11 protein-coding genes are annotated in these 20387 nt (G+C 32.2%); all 11 read right to left on the minus strand.

The annotated features are described in order from the left end of the window. Positions 1 to 70: 70 nt before the first annotated feature. The 11 genes from Q0842_RS00210 to Q0842_RS00260 all read right to left on the minus strand — a co-directional run bounded on the left by Q0842_RS00210 (position 71) and on the right by Q0842_RS00260 (position 20178). A complete protein-coding gene (locus Q0842_RS00210) occupies positions 71 to 1369 on the minus strand; it encodes a T9SS type A sorting domain-containing protein (protein WP_298492654.1) in 1299 nt (432 codons plus the stop codon). A 375-nt stretch (positions 1370 to 1744) separates the two neighbouring features. Beyond that, a complete protein-coding gene (locus tag Q0842_RS00215; protein ID WP_298492657.1) occupies positions 1745 to 2680 on the minus strand; it encodes a glycosyl hydrolase family 17 protein in 936 nt (311 codons plus the stop codon). Between the two features lie 10 nt (positions 2681 to 2690). After that, the gene (locus tag Q0842_RS00220; RefSeq protein WP_298492659.1) at positions 2691 to 4331 is read right to left on the minus strand and encodes an MFS transporter; all 1641 of its coding nucleotides are present in this window, start codon (positions 4329 to 4331) and stop codon (positions 2691 to 2693) included. 36 nt (positions 4332 to 4367) lie between these two features. Further along, positions 4368 to 5858 (minus strand): glycoside hydrolase family 30 protein, encoded by a 1491-nt coding sequence (locus Q0842_RS00225; protein ID WP_298492661.1) that lies wholly within the window; start codon positions 5856 to 5858, stop codon positions 4368 to 4370. Between the two features lie 14 nt (positions 5859 to 5872). Continuing rightward, positions 5873 to 6868: a glycoside hydrolase family 2 TIM barrel-domain containing protein gene (locus Q0842_RS00230; RefSeq protein WP_298492663.1), complete on the minus strand. Its 996-nt coding sequence runs from the start codon at positions 6866 to 6868 to the stop codon at positions 5873 to 5875. A 12-nt stretch (positions 6869 to 6880) separates the two neighbouring features. Next, a complete protein-coding gene (locus Q0842_RS00235; RefSeq protein WP_298493533.1) occupies positions 6881 to 8104 on the minus strand; it encodes a glycosyl hydrolase family 17 protein in 1224 nt (407 codons plus the stop codon). Between the two features lie 53 nt (positions 8105 to 8157). Continuing rightward, positions 8158 to 11616, minus strand: a complete 3459-nt coding sequence (locus tag Q0842_RS00240) for a hypothetical protein (RefSeq protein WP_298492665.1) — start codon at positions 11614 to 11616, stop codon at positions 8158 to 8160. Positions 11617 to 11738: 122 nt separating this feature from the next. Beyond that, positions 11739 to 13412 carry a family 16 glycosylhydrolase gene (locus tag Q0842_RS00245; protein ID WP_298492667.1) on the minus strand — a complete coding sequence of 558 codons (1674 nt, stop codon included), beginning with the start codon at positions 13410 to 13412 and terminating at the stop codon, positions 11739 to 11741. Positions 13413 to 13434: 22 nt separating this feature from the next. Next, positions 13435 to 15495: a hypothetical protein gene (locus Q0842_RS00250; RefSeq protein WP_298492669.1), complete on the minus strand. Its 2061-nt coding sequence runs from the start codon at positions 15493 to 15495 to the stop codon at positions 13435 to 13437. A gap of 18 nt (positions 15496 to 15513) precedes the next feature. Then, positions 15514 to 17016: a RagB/SusD family nutrient uptake outer membrane protein gene (locus Q0842_RS00255; protein ID WP_298492671.1), complete on the minus strand. Its 1503-nt coding sequence runs from the start codon at positions 17014 to 17016 to the stop codon at positions 15514 to 15516. A 21-nt stretch (positions 17017 to 17037) separates the two neighbouring features. Next, the gene (locus Q0842_RS00260; protein ID WP_298492673.1) at positions 17038 to 20178 is read right to left on the minus strand and encodes a TonB-dependent receptor; all 3141 of its coding nucleotides are present in this window, start codon (positions 20176 to 20178) and stop codon (positions 17038 to 17040) included. Between the last annotated feature and the right edge of the window lie 209 nt (positions 20179 to 20387).

The following is a 20387-nucleotide window of genomic DNA, read 5'->3' on the forward strand; positions in this document are numbered from 1 at the left end:
TTAGAAAGAAAAAAAAAGAGTGTCTTTTAATAAAAAACACTCTTATTAAATTAAAAGTTAATGTTTAAACTTATTTCTTAATTAATTTTACACTACTAGTGCCATTATCTGTTTTTATTTGTGCAAAATATATACCTGATTTTAAGGTAGATCCATCAATAACCACTTCACTAGCATCAGGAGTAAATGTTAATACTTGTTTACCTAATACATCTAAAACTTTTACTGAGTTAATATTAATATTATCAGCTTTAATATTCCAAACATTAATAGTTGGGTTTGGATATATTTTTACGTCTGATATATTGAACTTCTCAGCACTTAAAGCTGTTTCATTATAGAAGTACCAGTTATCAAAATAGACCGTTCCATTACCATCTACTTTAAACTGATGAATATCTGTTAAACTTTCTCCACCAGTAGTAAAATAACTTAAAGGAATATCTACACTAACCCAGGTTTCGGTTGTAATAGGCAATGCATAACCAAGTTCTCCAGCACTTTGGTCAAGAATATAAAAGTTTAATCCTGTAGAGTTAGGCGTCCAAAAATCAACATGCAAATGAGTTTGAGCAGACACATCTTGAGGCACACCACCATCAGCACTTCCTAAATTAGTTCCTTGATAATTTAAACCTGCATATTTTGCAACTTGATTTCCAGCTATAGTTTCAAATGAAAAACTAGTAGATTGCCCCCATCCTGGATTAAAATTCGAACCAGCTAAATCTGTGTAAGCATCACTATAAATAGATATTACTTGATTTGCTGTCTCATCGTGAGCAGGAGCTGTTGGTGCTGTTGTAGGAGCTGGTAAAGGACCCGTAACGGTACCATCTGGTACTACAATATTATCAAAATATAATGTATTATCCGTGGTTCTATCTGTACCATCTACATAAGGCATAACAAAATCAGGTATAATTACTATTTTACTATAAGTATTACCTATTTGTGCAGAAAAATCAAATGTTAACTCTTCCCATTGATTAATCACAGTATTAGACTCTTGTAATTCAATAGCAGGACTTAATCCTTCAAATTTTACAGCAACAACACTAATAGTTGGCTTATATACCATAATTTTAACTGTAGAATTAGATGCATCAAAAGTAAACTCACCATCGTCGTCTGTATGACATAATGCCCAGTTATTATCTGTTGTGTATGCTGTAAATTCTACAACGGTAGCAGACGTATTTATTCCTCCACTAACAGGATTTGCAATTTCTGAAAAACTAGGTGCAGCGTCTGAAGCTGTCCAATTCCAACCGCTTCCTGTTCCAGCAGGTTCAAAATCTATTGTGTGAGAAGCTTGCGAAAAGCACACAGAAGAAATTAAAAAAAGTAAAAAAGTAATTTTTTTCATAATAAATGATTTTAATGAATTATTAATATTTAGTTTTTGTTGTTTATAAAATTAAACTAGATATATTGATAAAACATCATTTATAACCACTACAAATAACATACATGACAAAAAAAATACACATTTAATAAGAATTTATCAAAATACCCTTTGTTTGTTGCTAATTACACTAGAAAGTAAAATCTTACTATTTTATTAATATTTTAAATGTAGTGGTAATGTTGTGGTCAATTAACCACCAAAAAAAGGCTGTATAGTATTTTTTATCTTTACCATTAACTTAAATATTTATAATTCATTGAATTATAAATATTAATCATAAAAAAATCCTGTTAAAAACAGGATACATTATGAGTTCTAAAATTTAAAAAAAAATTAATATTTAGCCTTAATAGCTCTTTTTAATTTCTTTAATGATAATGGTTTTGAATAGAATTTGGGCTTTTCGTATTTATCCCATAAACCCCAATAGGCACCAACATCACCTTCTGTTCCAACTTTCCAAGACTCATCAAACGATGAGAAATAAAAAATATCTATATAATCTTCACTAGCCCATTCTTGTGTATTAATGAAGTATTTTAAGGCATTATCGTAAGATGGAATTGCACCATGTAAACCTAAACCTTGACTGGGCCAACCCGTTTCAGTTATAATTACTTTTTTGCCATTAGCTGCTTTAACGGCTCTGTTGAACATATCTTTCATATAAATTAAAGAATACTCTAAACTACATCCTTCCCAATATGGATAACAATTGGCTAAAACAATATCGCAAGCTTCAGTAATTTTTGGACGTTTTGCAAACTCATAATAAGCGTCAACATAACCAACTTGTATGGTTGGTATTACTTTTTTTACCTGATTAATGTAATTTATTAACGCTTGTTCTGATAAATCACCCCTATACATAACTTCGTTTCCAACAGCAGCAATATCAACATAACCATCTTTTGCAAGCCTGATTAATCCGGCAATTTCTTTTTTATTTATTTCATCATTATCACCTAACCAAGCACCAACTAATGTCTTTATGCCGTATTCTTTAGCAATTACAGGTATAAGTTCATTCCCATCTGTACAAGAAAAAGTTCTTATCCATTTTGTGTGAGGCATTAATATTCGTAAACGCCTTCTTATTTGTTTTTCGGTAATTTGATCACCAGCTTGTTGCCCTTCTTCATATGCACTAAAACAGATACCATGTATACCATTTTTTAAAATTCTATTAAACTTATTATGCAATCCTTTTGTAGTATTATTTTCAAAACCACCAGAAAGAGACATTATTTTTTCTTTTTTGAAAGACATATTTAAGTAATTATAATTTTCCTCTACGAGATATTAGTATTTCCTTGATTTCTTTTGCGCGTTCTTCATTTAAATTATATTTACGCATAATTAAAATAGCCAATGCAGCTGTAGCAGCAGGAATAACTATATCTGCTATTCTTAGATTTATCATTGATTCGGCTGTTTGTGTTACAGCAGTTTCATCAAAACCAACTATGGATAATATAGCGCCACCAAGTACAAGAGAAATGGCTTGACCCAACTTTACCATCCACCAGTATATAGCACCAAAAGTACCTTCTTTTCTAGGCATACCATTTTCAAGTTCATCTAAATCACAAACGTCAGCCGTCATACTCATCATTAATGTAAATAATCCGCCTAAACCAAATGCCATTAATGGAATAGGTAAAAACATTAACCAAGGAGCACCTTGAGAAACATCTATACTAAACCAAGACATACCAATACTATCAAGAAAAGGGTTAATTGTATCAAATATTGAGGTTACAAAACTATTTAATCCTTTACCTAGACCTGTTTGATTAAATTGTTCATTTAAACCATTATCAAAACCCCACCATTTTAAGATATAACCAATAATTGATATAACTGTTGAGATAATGAAGGCATTACGTTTACCCCATTTATTGGCAAAACGTGTAATAATTGGAATAACCATAAATGCAGTAACAACAGCAGTAAAAGAAGCAAACCAAGCAGGCCAGGTTCCTGCATCACCATAATTACCATTATAAATATAAAAAACAATAATAAAAAAGCTAAATGAAGCCACCATTTGAAAACCGTTAAATACAAGAAGTGTTGCACCGCATAATTTCATAAAAGGTTTATTTTTAAATACTTCTTTAATGCCTTGAAATAACTCTTTAAAACTAGATGATAGCGTTTTAAGGCTTATTCTTTTTCTGTTTTCCATTTTTCCTGCGTCCATTCCTTTACAGAATAAAGCTGGTAAAACTCCAAGTACAGCACAACCTATACCAACTACAATAGACAATTTTCGTACTCCAGTTGCTTGTAATTTTTCGTTTGTTATTTTTAATAAATCGTCACCTGAAAGTCCCATTTCTCCAATAGTCATTAAAGTTTCATCACTTAAAGGAAAGACTGTAGGGTCTGCAATAACTACCCAAAACCAAGGTACTAGCATCCAAGCTATTTGTCCTACTGTATTTGCAAATGCCATTAAACGTGTACGCTCATTATAGTCTGATGTCATTTCATACCCTAAACCAACTAAAGGTGTTGCATACATGGTGTTACCAACTAAAAATAAAAGGGACATTAACAGGAAATACCAAAAATTGAACATCACAGAATTATCTTCACTCATTTGAAATAATAGAGCGAATAGTATACCACTTAAAATAGCTCCAACAAAAATATAAGGTCGTCGTCGACCCCACTTTGACTTAGTGTTATCAGAAATAAAACCCATAATTGGGTCTGTAAGTGCATCAAATATTCTGGGTAAACCACCTAACAAACCAGCTAAAAAGGGATCCATTCCAAAAGCTGTTACTAGAAAAAACATAAAAACAGCTAAAGCACCTGGTAACAAATTTAACACCAAATGTCCTGAACCAAATGCTGCTTTTTGCCCTAAAGGCACTCTGTCATTTATTGGAGTTTTTATGTTATTCATTAGTTTTAGTTTAGTTGGTTAAACAATATTTTACTACTAATTAGTAATTATTAATGTTTGGATTGCTTGTGCATCTATTGAGAATTCAATAGTTTCATCATTTAAGGTTAAACGAATCGATTTTGGTGTATCAAATTCATTAAAAAGTACAACTGATATAGTGCCATCTAGATTTTGTGCTGCGGTAACCATAAGATCTTCATTTGAATTACTATGAGAAATAACCTTAGCTTTAGGCCTAATATACTTGCTAAAATGTGCCATGGTATAATAAAGAGGTGTAAAATAAACCTCATCTTTATCTGGATCAACAATCACAGGGGCTACACACCAGTTTTCAAACCAGTTTGGGCCCCCTTGCTTGTCTAAAACCATATTCCAATCTACCCATCCATCAACCCAATTGTTTAGGCAGCCTATTATATCTCTAGCATAACGATTAACTGGTGAATATTTAGGGTGTAAATGTTTATCCTCATCTGGAGCCCAATCCCAGCCCCAATCTGTAGCTTCTTTTTTCCAATACCAAGCATCATCTTGCCAAACAGGAACTTGTGAATCTATACAACCCTCAGTTTCAATTAGGTATTTATTTGGTGCTTTATTATGTGCATACTGCAAGGCCTCAGGAAAATAATCATAGGTACTTTCATACCAATGAATAGCTGTTCCGTGAAAATATTTAGAAGAGGCTTCATCTCTATACATTTCATCTACCCACTCTTTTAAGCCTGCTCTGTTTTGATCGTAACCTAAAATTATTTTATCACCATAACCGTCGGTCTCTAATTTTGGACCTAAATGAAACTGGACAAAATCAGTCATTTCTTTAGGTGAAAAATGCATACTTTCCCAATTGTTTCCGTTTCCATGTGGTTCATTTTCAACTGTAAATCCCCAAATTTCTATTCCTTGTGCTTTATAAGCCTCAATATATTTTGAAAAGAATAGTGCCCAAGTATCATAATATTCAGGAAGTAATTTACCACCAACCCATTTATTATTATCCTTCATCCATGGTGCCGCAGACCATGGAGATGCAAAAATATTAAACCCATCTTCTGATACTGCTAAAGCATCTTTTATCATAGGAATTAAATCATCCATGTCTTCTTTTATAGTGAAATGCTCTAAATTTTTATCACCTTCAACAGGAGTATATGAATAGTTTGTTAATGAAAAATCGCATGAATTCATATGTGTTCTTGTTAAAGAATAATTAGCACCATCTTTTGCGAAATAAGCTTGAATAATGGTGTCTCTATTCTTTTTACTAAGTTTATTTAGTAAATAAGCAGAAGACTCTGTAAAGGCGCCACCAAAGCCTGATATGGTTTGAAGTGTTTGTTCTGGTTTCAAATTAATAGTTACAACACTATCATGAGTTTTAAACTTAGTAATTTTGGTTAACTTATTACCAGCTTTAGAAGTTTCAAATACTTCAAAATTCATCTTTTTTTGTTCTACATTACAACTTGATAATACAATCATAATTATAAAAATAACAATGAAATTATGCTTCTTCATTTTTAATGATTTATCTAATTATATTTAGTTTTTATAATACTAAATGTTTCTTTTTTATTTCTGTCAATATCTACAATACCCCAAAATTCCTCATTTGGAGAACCATCATACGGCACACCACTACTATTTGGTGCCCAGCCCCCAATATCTTGCTTGTTAGGGTTTCCTGCTTTCCACCAGCCGTCTGTAAAAGAGAACATAGTAACACCTAAACATATTTCTTGGTTTTCGAAAATCTTAGTTAATATTTTAGCGTTGGCTGCTGCTTGTGCCTTTTCATTTTCTCCTTTTTCAAAACCTTCTTTTGCTATGGTCATGTAGCTATCACCACCTGCTTCTGATATATACATAGGTTTAGTACTAATTGCTTTCCATTGCTTAAAAATTGGTTCTGGGTTGTCCCAACGGTAAACATTCATGCCCCAAACATCTATATTAGGGCAGGAGGTAAGCGCTAATTGATCTGGTAGCTCACCATGTGCGGTTGTTACTGGATGTGCATTATCAATTTGATGAATTAAATTTGCAGTAGAATTCATGGAGCTATACCAATTTTTAATATCGCCTTCAAACCATTCTGGATGATAATTGTATTCATTACCTAATTCCCACATTAAAATTGAAGGGTGGTTTTTGTATTTATTTACATAATCTATACAAGTACCTGATTTAATGTCATAAACACCATTCTGATCAAAACCGAAACCTATAATAATTTTAATTCCAGCTTCATGTATTTTGTCTAAAACTGTTATATCATCAATAGGAGCATAAACTCTTATTGTATTAATGCCTGCTTCTTGCATTAAAGCCAAATCTTGAGCTATGGTTGTAAAATCTCTTTTTACACTACCTTTAGGAACAGGATGATAACAAATACCTTTAATAGTATAAGGCTTATTGTTTACGTAAATATGTCTTTCAGAATGAGGAACAGGACTATTTTGTTTGTCTTTTTTACAAGACAAACAAAAACAAATAACTATTAATGTAATAACATATTTTGCCATATAAAAATGTGATTAATTATGCATTATTAATTGTTTTTTATCTGGGATTAAAACATATTCCATTAGTGCTGTCTTATCACCATTATAAGTTTTAGAAATGGGATTTCCGTTTCTAGTTAAACCTTTAAAAGTTCCTGAATCAACTAAATCCCAAAGTGCGTATTTTGCCTTTCCGTCTATAGTAAATAATCCGAAATGATTTTCTGATCCTTGAGGGTTATTAGCATCTTTCCAATTTTCATCAAACGCTTCAAAATAGAAACAAGACATGTTTGCATTATTGGTCCATTCACGCATATATTTATAATACAATGCTTCTTTATATTCGTCTGTAGCTCTAGAGCCATGAGCTCCATAAAGCTCATTTGAATGACTCGCCCAACCTGTTTCTCCAATATGTATAAGTTTGTTAACTCCTATATTTTTCATATAATTAAAAACACTATCGTATTGTGTAATGGCATATTGTTTTGCCTTTAACATAACACTTTCCAACTTTTTTAAACTTGATAGATTCGTGTCATTTTCATCTACACCCCAAAATACTGGGTGGTAATGAGTGTCGTGCATAGGGTAAGTGTGCATAGAAATATAATCGACAGCATGTATTAACTTGTTTAAATCTTCAACATGATATTCTTCACTACCGCCTCCCCATGAAGCAAAATTATCAGAACTTGTAATCCATAAATCTTTAGATAATTCTCCTGTAGATTTTAAGTCCTGTAAATGGTTTACCCATTTTAAAATAACATTAGGCTGAACATAATAACTCGTTGCCCATTTTACCATTGCTTCGTTACCAACAGCAATAATTTTAACTATATCTGGATATTGTTTTGCTAAAGTGACAGCACGTTTTATTTCGGCAGTATTATTCTTAAGGTCTTCAACATCATGATTTGGTGCCTTATCTGTCCATGCGTTTTCACAATCTATCCAGGCCCCTAACATAACATACATTTCAAAGTTTGGGTCTTCTGCTTTTAATTCGCTTATTGCTTTTAATAAATTTGGTGCTTGTTGTAATTGCACATTATAAGTACGTAATATCTTTACACCCATTGCAGACATCAACCTCATGTCTTCTTTTAATTCGAAAATAGTTGGTTGAATATCTCTAGTGTTTTTGCGATAACCCCCATAAGAGATTGCTAGGTATTCTGGATTGCCTAAAATATCAGCAGCTGTTAACTGATTTTTTATTTTCGGGTTTTCATTACATCCTAACATCATTAATACAATTGAAATTGATATATATTTAAAAAGCTTAAACATCGTTTTAGCTACTATTTATTTAGTGTTACAATAATTTGGTTTACGTCTCCTTTTCTTTGGAATAATGACTCTGAAGTTTTTAAATCAAGACTCATGCCTTCTAATTCAGAACTTTTACCATCATTATAAACCACTTTTAAACCTGTTTTATTTGATAGTTTATATATAACAGGAACTTTACAATATGTGAAACAAAGTGAGTTTTCTTCAATATTTATTTCTTGTGGTTCTTTATTTACATTATTAAAACTAAACGTTGATGGTGTTTCTAAAAATTCATTTATTTGAAGTAATCTAGGGTTAAAAACTATTTTACCATCTTTAACAAAAACACCTAATTCACCAAATCTGGTTAATACATCTTCCTTAACTTGACCTGTCATACCTGGTTGTTGTGCGCCTTTTGTTGCTGGAGTATGAGAATAAGGATCGGTAGGGAAAGCACCATATAGTTCTGGAGATTTATGAACACCAATTCCTGCATTAATTTCATAATAGTGATCTAACAACCTTCCAATTATAGCATCATCTTCATTATTATTAATAGCAAGTAAACAGTTTTCTTGAACGGCTAATGATAATTTAGAAACCATATGCCAATAAATAGAACCTAAACCTTCATAACCAAAAAACGTACCTGAACGTCCAGTAAAAGATTTATGATCAAAAATATCTTCAAAGGTTTGTAATAAATAATCTGAGTCTTTTTCTACTAAAGATTTATAATGACCATCTAGCTTATCTAATGCGTCTTGTAAACTATTTGCATTATTAAAATTGCCATTAAAATGATAATTTCCTAAAACATCTTGTTCTATAATTTGTCTGTTTCCATCGGCTACCAATTGTTTTAATAAACTAGACTGCTCAACTTTAGTTGATGGGATATTATTCTTTTTATCGAATCTTGGTAAGTCTTTATTAGGATACAGAATATAACTATATTGATCTTCTCTAAACAAAGCGCTATTTTTCAATCCGTCTAACAAACTTAAAGCGTTAGTAGGAGAGAGGTAGCCTGAGCTTAATGCTGCTACTTGTCCTTCTAACATTTCTGATAAGTAAGAAATTGATATTTCTTGGTCATTTTCAACAGTCATTAAATTATAAGCATGATACATATTATCATTACGCTTATTTGCATCTATACTGTGTTCTAAATATGCTTTAGTAACTTCAATAAAGCTTGAGATATCTTCTAAATTTAAATCTGATTTTAAATTAGAAAACCCACTACTATAAATGATTTCTCTGTAATTACTTCCTGCTTGACCTAAACCATCAAGAACTGTTTTTCTGTCTTTATCTGAAATTTTTCCAGATAAAACAGCTGCATTATCTTGAAGTGTTTTAACAATACTATTGAAGAAAACAGCTAATTCTTGTGAGATTTCAACTTGTTTCGTTTCAGATTTTGAAATTAATTTATCAAAAAAGTCTAAAAAGCGATATAAGTAATTTAGTGTGACCATAGAAACACCATTACCAACCAAAGCATTGTTAGCATCATTCCATTCTGGACGTTGGGTATTTAACCAAATACCGCCTTCTGGAATAAAATTCGATACTTTAGATAATACTGTAGCCAATAATTTTTCAATTAAATTGACTTTGTATATGTTGGCATTTTTATCTGTTAATAAAGCACCATCGGCACCTAAAACTTCACGCCTTTTATCTATTTTATTATTTAAATCGTAATTAAAATCAATAGTATCTTTTGGGTTTTTTAATGTATCCTCATAACTTTTAATTATGTATGGCACATTGGCATACACAAAAATATTTTCAGAGAAACGTTTTTCTAATTGATTTGGGTAATAATCTTCAATAAACTCTAAGAATTTTAAAAGATATATTATTTGATGATCCCCCCAATAGCCAATATAAGACCACGGGTCGTGCTCTTCAATAACTTCCCAATCAAAACCACCTTTAGTTACTCGATAAGGATTATAACCTTCAAAGGTTGTTGCATTTAAAAATTTATGAATCATACCTTCTATAAACTCAGGATACGAATGCGCTAATGCTTCCCAGTTTTGGAAAATATCACGCCAATTCCCTTCGTAGTCTAGAATTTTAGAACCATCTATTTCACTTTGTGTATTAATAGAAAACTTGTTCCAAGGTCTACTTGGATCACCATGTCTTCTACTAAATTTTAATGGTAAATACTCAAAACAAAGTCTTTTAAAATCTTTGTCATTACTGTTTTCTGCAATGTTTTTAACATCGTTTAGTGAAAATAATTCTGGTAAAGTTTTTAAAATACCTTCATTATTATTGAATACTTCGTTATTGGCTTGAGCTAAATATTTTAAAAAATCTCTTTTTTCAATTTTATAGTCATCATCAAAAATACCACCACGCATAATGTTGAAAAGTGTATTTGAAAAATGTCTAGTATTTACTAATTGGTCTGCAGTAAGTTGCAAACCATCTGCATTTCCTGTTATTTTGATTAGGTTATTTGTGCCTAAATCAATATCATTTTGAATTATATCTGAAAGATTGTTATTATTTTTAATAACCTCAGAAATTTTTACAACATCGGAAATAGATTGATTGACATTAGCAACAAACATCCAATTTATTTCTGATTTTGAATTTAACTCAATATCAGAACAAATGAAATAAGCCCCTTTTTCGGCTTTTATATCAATTTCTTCATGAATAACTTCACCACGTCTAAAATTGTCAAGTTGGGTTGATGATAGTAAGTGTATTGGATTGTTAAATCCAATAGACCAAACTGTATTAGCTTTTAAGGCTTCACTTGGTTCAGCTTTATCAACAATTACTGCGCTTAATGCGTATATCCCTAAACCAACTTCTTTTTGTAATTCACTTTTTTTGTAAGCATCAACAAGATTGCTTCTACTATTTTGTAATTCTGAATTTACATTGTTTGGTATAATATTTTGTAAACCATCTAAAACCTTAATGTTAAGTGCAGCATCTGAATTATTAATTAATATTGATTTCTTTACAAAACCAAATTTATTACTTGAATTCCATTCGTACCTAAATGTTAACCCTAAGTCCAGATTACTTTCTTCAAACACAACTTTATTTCCATATACATTTTTATACAAGTTTGTTTGAGTATTATAAATACCTGTTTGACGTATTGAAAACGGTTCCCACAAGTGTGTTTTCCCATTTAAGTTTACTTGAAAAATAGCTTTACTACCTGTAGTGTCTGCTAATTCTGTAAGTTTATCGTCAGTATAATAAGGAAACAAGGCATACTCTGCATTTTTTCTTCCTGCTGTTAAACCACCATTACTTGAAATAAACATCCAATGATTTGAATCACTTACAATGCTCATAAAAAATGGACGCATTTTATCGCTATTTGAAATTTTAAAATAACTTTCACCGTTAAGTGTTATCATTTCAGATGTTATTTTTCTTGTTTCAGAAGAAACAGAATGATTGCTATTTGTAGATATGGTATTATTCATTAATTAAAATTAAAATTAAGAAAAGGCTAAAGCTTAAAAAGCTTTTTACTTACAACTAAAGTTAAAAAAGGCCGGTTTATTGAGTTATACCGACCCTTTTTTTCTAAACAAACTAAACTATATTATTGATAAACTCTTATATAATCAATCTCCATGGTATCTTGTGTAAAAGCAGGATCAATATCTCCTCCTAAAGTACCACCCATAGCGATATTTAAAATCATAAAGAATTCTTTATCATAAAATGGTAAATCGGCGTTATTATCCATTACAGTTACTGGAACATTATCTAACAAAACAGTTAACTTTTCTGGTGTCCATTCTAAGCCATACACGTGAAATTCTGAAGAAGCATTCTCAATTGATATTGTTTCACCGTAACTTGCATTAGCGCTAGTGCCAGTATCAAACCAATGGTACGTACCAAGCGAAGTGTTTTTATCTGCACCTGTTTGTTCCATAATATCAATTTCACCACAAGTAGGCCATCCTACTTCTGGAAAATTAGCTCCTAACATCCAAATAGCAGGCCATGTACCTTGAGCTGATGGAAGTTTAGCCGAAACTTCAACACGACCGTATTTAAACTCGAATAAATCAATTGATTTTAATCTTGTTGAGGTATAATTAGAACCATCTTTTATAGCGGTAATTTTTAGTATTCCGTCTTCAACAATAACATTACTAGCATCACTTGTATAAGATTGAACTTCTCCGTTACCCCAGCCACCAGCGCCTAAATCATAGGTCCAATTTGCAGGATCTGGTGCCCCGTTAGTATCAAATTCATCAGCCCATGCTAAAGTATCGTACTCAGACTCAAATACAGCTTCACCTTCAACAGGTTTCACAGAAGTAAATTTATGGTACCAAGCAAAACCATTGCCTACTTGAATTATTCTAACTTCTAAAAAGTCGTCTGTAATAGATATAATATCATAAGTGTATGCGCCAACATACCATCCCATAAATCCACCATCAGCAATTTCAAAACTCGTACCTCTGTAAGGTGCCTCATTATAAGAACCCTCAAGCGCTGCTTTTGATGAAGAAGGTGCGAATGATACATCTTTTACACCAAACATTGTTGTAGCTACTGTTTCATCATGACAAGTATCACCGGCAACACCAAGAACGTCAGCATAAGTACCCGGTACAAATGCAGGACCTACAGTTTGTTCAAATGTTAAACCTTCTTCTAATCTAGTAAACACAAATTCATTTGTGTACATACATGATTTTTCTTCATCCCAAGGTCCAATAGCATTCCACCAAGCTTCATAAGCAAATTCACCATTTCCATAATCATCTTCAACAGGACCTAAACCTACATGAGTTGGTAAATTAGCTGCCCAATACCATGTTTTAGAACCTCCAACAACACTTCCTGCCATCATTTCTACAGCTTCAAGATCAGAGAATGAACTAAAAACCTCAACTTCCATAGAAGTACTTGATTTAATCCCACCTGTACCTATAGCACTAACTACAACAGTATAAGTATTAACTCCAGTAGTTGTATATCTGTGAGTTACATTTCCTGAAGGAGCTACTTCTGATTTACCATCTCCAAAATCAAATTTGTAACTAATTTCATTGTTAGAGGTCGCAGTAAAATGTACAAATCCAGATCCATCTCCAGTTGGATTTTCTGCATCTACTCCAACAACTTCAGCAGAAATTGTTACACCAGTTGGTGCAATTAATTCGCCAACAGAAACATCATCATCTTGACAGCTAGTAAATACTAAAGCTAGTGTCAAAAATATTCCGATATAATATTTTATTTTTTTCATAATTTATGTTTTGTTCTTTTCTTTAGTTTAAATCTATATCATCAACATAAATAGTATAATCAGCAGAACCATCTCCTTGGGTTCCGTTGTCCATGATTAGAACAAGGTTATACCATTCAATACCCATATCTACACCACTAAAATCGAAAGTAAGTGTTTCCCAACCATTAGCTATAGTTGTTGTAGCGGTGATTTCTGCAGTAGCAGTAACGTCTGGCCATGGTACAGCATCTTCAAATTTTAAAAGAAGGTTTAAGCCTGCTCTTGGCGACCATACTTTTGCTGTAATTGTAGTCCCTGTAGAAAAATCGAAAGGTGTAGGGAATGTTATTTTAGAACCTGCCCAAGGTTGCCCGCTTCCTTTAATCATTTGAGCTACCATGCTAGATGGATTTCCAGCAGTATCAGGGTTTGCAACAATTGTAATATCTCCTCCATCGAAACTACTTAATGAAAAATCTGGTTCGAAATCAAGCATAGGGTTAGATGAAATATCATCTAAGTAAATAGTATAATTATCACTTCCATCTCCTGCGGTTCCATTATCCATGATTAATACCATGTTGTACCAATCTATCCCCATATCAATACCAGTAAAATCAAAAGTTAATGTTTCCCATTGATTTGCAACTGTTGTTGTAGCAATTACATCGGCAGTTCCAGTTACATCTGGCCACGGTACTGCATCTTCAAATTTCATAAGTAAATTTAAACCTGCTCTTGGCGACCATACTTTAGCTGTGATAACTGTATTGGTAGAAAAATCAAAAGGTGTTTCAATTGTTATTTTTGAACCAGCCCAAGGTTGTCCGCTTCCTTTAATCATTTGAGCTACCGTACTTGATGGGTTTCCAGTAGTATCTGGATTAGCAACTACAGAAATATCTCCACCATCAAAACTACTTAACGAAAATTCTTCTTCAAAATCGATTGGTGTTATACTATTTAATACATCTGAACTTTCTTTATAAAAATAAATGTTATCAATAAAAACAGTTCCTGCTGCCCATGGTGTTCCAACAAATTTCATTTGAAAAATTTCTGTAACAGTTAATCCTTGGTCTGTATAATCTGAGATAGGAATTTCAATACTTGTCCAGCTATTTGGAGTTAATGATTTTACAACAGGAGCCTCTGTTACAGTACCTGAAGCATTATTAATTAACGATGTTTCAAGATCTGTTACAACATCTGCAGTCCATACATCAAGATGTAAATAATCCATTCCAGAAACATCTACAGTTACACCATCTGCCAAAGCAATACCTTGGTAACTTATGTTTGTATATTGTAACATTTCGTCTCCACTAAGATCAAAAGTTCCCCAGCCACTTCCTTGACTACCTTGCCCCCAATCTGGGAAATAATTAGTGTCTGGAACATTCGTATATGCACTAGTATAAATTGAAATTACATCTGCAACGCCTCTTGCAGGAGGAGTTGGTGCCGATACTAATGGTTGAAGAATTGCTGTTACCTCAAACTCTTCAGAATACTCGGTGGTTTCAATAGCTGCACTCATTGCCACAACTCTAATTGTATAAATACCAGCATCTGCATATTGATAAGAAATAGCTTCATCAATATTGAAAACTATTGGATCATCTTTACCAGGTTCACCAAAATAAGCCTCGAAAGAGGTTGCATAATCAGCAGTTGCAGTAAGATTTACTTGTTTAGAAACAGCTACATCATTCTCGATAGTAACCATTAAGTTTTCTGGTGATTTGAATGACACCACAATAGTTTGAGTAACTGTAGTAGTTAAACCATTTAAACTAGTTGCTGTTATTGTAGCTTCATAAGTTCCTTCTGCATAAACATGCTCTAAACTATCTCCAGGAGAAATACCTTCTTCTGAAGAGTCGTCTCCAAAATTAATAGTATAACTAGCTACACCATCTCCTAATGGTGTAATGGTTACTAATCCTGTATTATCTTGAGTAACGCTTACCGCAGCAGAAACGTTTGTTGGAGCTGTGATACTATCAATAAAGCTAGTATCGCCAAAATTGTCTTCATCACAACTCCAAACTAGGGTTAAGATTAAGATAGCGCTAAAAATATATTTTAATGTTTTCATAAATTGTTTTTTAAGTTATTAGTAACCTTCGTTTTGTGATAAGCCAGAAATATCTATTTCTCTTTGAGGAATTGCAAAAAGCCCTTTTGTAGCTGTACTATAACCACTACCTAAAACTGTTGCTGCTTGTCCTGTTCTAACTAAATCGAAAAAACGATCACCTTCCATAGCTAATTCTAAACGTCTTTCGTCCCAAATAGCTTGTACTGTTGCTGTAACTCTGTGATCTTCATCACCAAAAGCTCTATCTCTTACTCTATCTAAATAGGTTTGAGCTTTTGTTGCACTCCCAGATGATGCTCTTAAATTAGCTTCTGCTGCCATTAATAACACATCTGCATATCGAATAATACGTTGATTATTTTCGTAGTTTAATTCTATTTGCCCGCTAGTTTCTCCTTTTCTTGGTAAATACTTTTTATTGTATAAATCGGTATTTTTAAAAGGTGCTACTTGAAACGTAATGTTAAGGCTAGGGTTAGCTGCTGCATAAGCTGCAACATCTAGACAGGTTGCATCTTTTCTTTGATCACCATCTTCGTAGGCTGATGCTAAATCTTGTGTTGGTAAATTTGTACTCCAACCTGCATTATAAGGCATTTCGGCAGTACCATTTAAACCTCTTATTCCACATTGTTGTACAGCATAATTTCCTTGACCTCTTGTTTGACCACCCCAGTTATAGTATGGTGAACCATTAGAGTATTGAACCTCATAAACAGATTCTGGACCATTTTCACCAGAAAACAAAAAGATATCATCAAAATTTGAAACTAACATGAATGGGCCGTTTACTACATTTTCAAGCATAGGAACTGCTAAGTCAAATTTTTCTTGGTATAAATACACTTTACCTAATAAAGCTTGAGCAGCATATTTAGTTACTCGACCTTGTTGAGATGCAGATGTTGGTAATTTGCTAATTGCATCTAATAAGTCTGTTTCAATTTGAGCATATATATCTGCTTGTGGTGATCTTTCAAAACCTCCAAAATCTGATATTCCTAATTTTCCATCAGTAAATAAAACTACATCACCAAACATTCTTGTTAAGTTAAAGTAGTAATAAGCTCTTAAAAAATGAATCTCGCCATAAAGAGCTTCTTTTCCATCGAAATCTACTGTATCACCTAACAAGTTAGTATCCTTATAACTAATTAAGTAATTTGTTCTATTGATACCTTCGTAAGCAGATTTCCATAAATCTTCTAATGTGCTGTTATTTGCTAAAAGTTGATAATCAAAATCATCTATGTTTTGTAACGCAAGTACATCAGAAGCATTTTCACCTCCAGCTACGGCATTATCAGAAGCAATATCACCAATAACCATCATTTGGTTTAACCATTGTGTAGGTGTATAGCAACTTACTGCCATGGTTTGATAATCTGCTTCTGTTTGTAAATAATCTACTTCTGTTACAGCATACTCATCATGCGGGTCGAATTCAACAACATCTGAACAACCAATAAAGATTGAAAGTATTATGATTAACCCAATACTGTTTTTTATATTTTTCATACTAATATATTTTTTTGGATGTTAAAATTTAAGGTCTAAACCAATTAGAAATGTTCTTGCTTGCGGGTAAGCACCTCTGTCTATACCAGTATCTAAAATACCACCTGATATTTCAGGATCAAAACCAGTATATTCTGTAAGCGTTAATAAGTTTTTAGCCTGCGCGTATATACGTACTTTACTAAATACATTATTTGAAGTTTCAGGTAAGGTGTAACCTAAAATTAAACTCTTAATTTTTATAAAACTTCCATCTTCAACATATCTGTCTGATGGTCTAATATTACTATTAGTATCAGCAAATGTGTAACGTGGATTACTGGCATCGTTAGTTGTTCCTTCTCCAGTCCATCTATTTAAAATACTTCTATCCTTGTTGGTGTATAGGGCATTACGTTCGTATGCTCTAAATATATCATTACCAACCGAAGCATAAGTAAACATGCTTAAATCAAAGTTTTTATACTCAAATCCTAAATTCCAACCTAAAGTAAAATCAGCGAAAGGATCACCAATATCAGTTTTGTCATCATCATTAATAATACCATCGTTATTAATATCTACAAAACGAATATCACCTGGTTGTGCTCCTGATTGAGTAGCATGTGCGTCAATCTCAGATTGGTTTTGAAATAATCCATTAGTTTGGAATCCATAAAAATAACCTGGAGTAAATCCTTTCTCAAATCGTGTAGCGTCTTGAGCTTGACCATTAAAATAAGAACCCCCTGGAACAAATGCTGTACCATCACTATTTGTTTCAGTTACTTCGTTTTTAGATGATGTAAATGTTAGTGATGTATTAAATTTAAACGCATCACCATTATTTTTATACCCTAACGTTAAATCTATACCTTTACTTTCTGTGCTACCAATATTAGATTTCACAGGTTCAGAAGTACCTGCATAAAGTGGTGGTGCATCAGTAAATAATAAGCCTTCAACAGATTTATTAAAATAATCGGCTGTAATAGATAGGTTATTAAATAATGTAGCATCAAAACCTATGTTATATTGTGTTTGCTCTTCCCAGCTTAATGTTGGGTTGCTAAAAGAATTTACAGTAGCTCCATTCACAAATTCAGTTCCAAAAGTATAACCATTACTATTTGCTGTAGAATTATAACTTGGTCCGCCAACTGTAATACTAACATATTGAGGGTCTACATTTTCATTACCAACAGTACCATAACTTCCTCTTATTTTTAAGAAATTAATGTTTTCTGAATCAAACCACTCTTCGTTAGACATAACCCAACCTAATGATCCGGCATAGAAATTTGCGAATTTATTATCATCACCAAATGCTATAGAGCCATCTCGTCTTGCTGAAAAAGATACTAAGTATTTATCATTATAATCATAATTAATTCTGCTAAAAAACGACATATTTCTACGCTCTAAATCTTGAGAACTATAACCTGTATATGCATTAGTATTTAATTCTGTATTAACACCTGTAGCGGCGCTAATATCTGCCCAAGCCCATGAGTTATCTCTTACATCTTGTCTAGTAGTACCAATTTCATCGCCAGTAGATTTACTTCTTGAAATACCTAAAACAACATCAAAATTATGTTTTTCATTTAAACTAAATACATAACTAGCAAAAGTTTCAAACGTATAACTAAAATTAGATTCTTCAATTTCTGTAACACTATTGTTATGTGTAGGTATTGTACTAGTTGTACCATCACCATTATCTATTGTTTGTAAAGGCACAGTACCATCTGGTAAATATTGACTAGATACATTATTAGGTCCATAATAAGCTAATGGAGAAAAGGTTTTTCTAACATTATCCCATTTAGTATAACCTAATCTTGATGTTATTTTAAGGTTGTCTAGTATATCATATTGTATTTCAAACTTACCATATAACTTATCACCATTATTTTGATTATAAGTATCTTCTAATCGTTGTACTGGATTGAAAATCTCTGATAATAATAAGTTACTATAACCGTAAGATGCAAAATCGTTAGGATCGGTATTATAAACCGATACTGTAGGGTCGAAGTTTATAGCATTACCTAAAATAGAGTTAAATGAATTTTCTGCTATAGTTTTACTTTTTATGTTAGCATAACTCGTATTAAGTAAGAATTTTAAATTAGGTGTTAATTGAAAATCTAAGTTTGCTGTAAAGTTTACTCTATTAAAATTAGATTTATCTTGTCCACCTACTACACCGCCTTGGCTTAAATATCCTGCAGATAAAAAGTAACCTATATTTTCTGATCCTCCTCTTGCAGATAATGTGTGTGAAGTTACACTAGCGTCTTTAAATACTTCGTCTTGCCAATCTGTACCTTGACCTAAATTAGAAATATTAGGAAAAATTAAATCTCCTCCAGCAGCAACACTACCTTCGTTAGTCATTACAGCATATTCTGAAGCATTTAATAAACCTATTTTTCTAATTACAGATTGAAAACCTGTGTAGGTATTTAAATTAAATTCCGCCTTTTGATTTTTTCTTCCGCCTTTAGTTGTAACTACAATTACACCATTTCCACCTTTAACACCGTAAATTGCTGTAGATGCAGCATCTTTTAAGATATTAAGTGATTGAATATCTGATGAACTAATAGAATTTAAATCATCTAAAGATTGCGGTACACCATCAATAATAACAACTGGATCTACTCCAGAAAAAGAAGGGATACCACGAACTAATACTGTTGGCTTACTTCCTGGTGAACCACTTTGAATTACGGAAACACCAGAAGCACTTCCTTGTAAAGCTTCTTCTACCCTTAAAGGTTTTAGTTTTTCAATAGATTCTGACTTTACAGTAGAAATAGCACCAGAAACTTTTGTTACTTTTTGTGTACCATAACCTACTACAATTACTTCATCTAATTGAGCAAGATCTTCTTGTAATTGAATTGTTAATTTTTTGCTGTCTGAAACCACTACATCTTTAGTTACATAACCAATGTAACTTACCGAGATAGTAGTTCCCTTTTGTACTCCTGTTAAGATAAAGTTACCATCAAAATCTGAAGTGGTACCTTTAGAGGTGTTCTTAACAATGATGTTCGCCCCAGGAATAGGAAACCCCGTTTCATCCTGAACATTTCCACTTATATCTATATTCTGTGCACCTGCAAAAGAAATAAAGAATAAAGCTAAAATTTGTAATAGCGTGTGTCTCATAAATATGTTAGTTTAAGTTTAGGTTAAATTTAAGAAGATGTTAAGTATTTATTAACAGAGTTTACCCCAACAAAAAATATACATAATAAAAAAAAGCAGTAGTTTTTATTAAAATACTAATAAACATAGGCTTTTTTTATGAATTTAATTTATTTAAAAAAAACATAAATTAGGCTTTAAAAAGTAAATGTTGTGGTATTGTATGGGTA

Origin of the sequence: uncultured Algibacter sp. (assembly GCF_947495675.1) — a bacterium.
In the GTDB taxonomy this organism is placed as follows: Bacteria; Bacteroidota; Bacteroidia; order Flavobacteriales; family Flavobacteriaceae; genus Algibacter_B.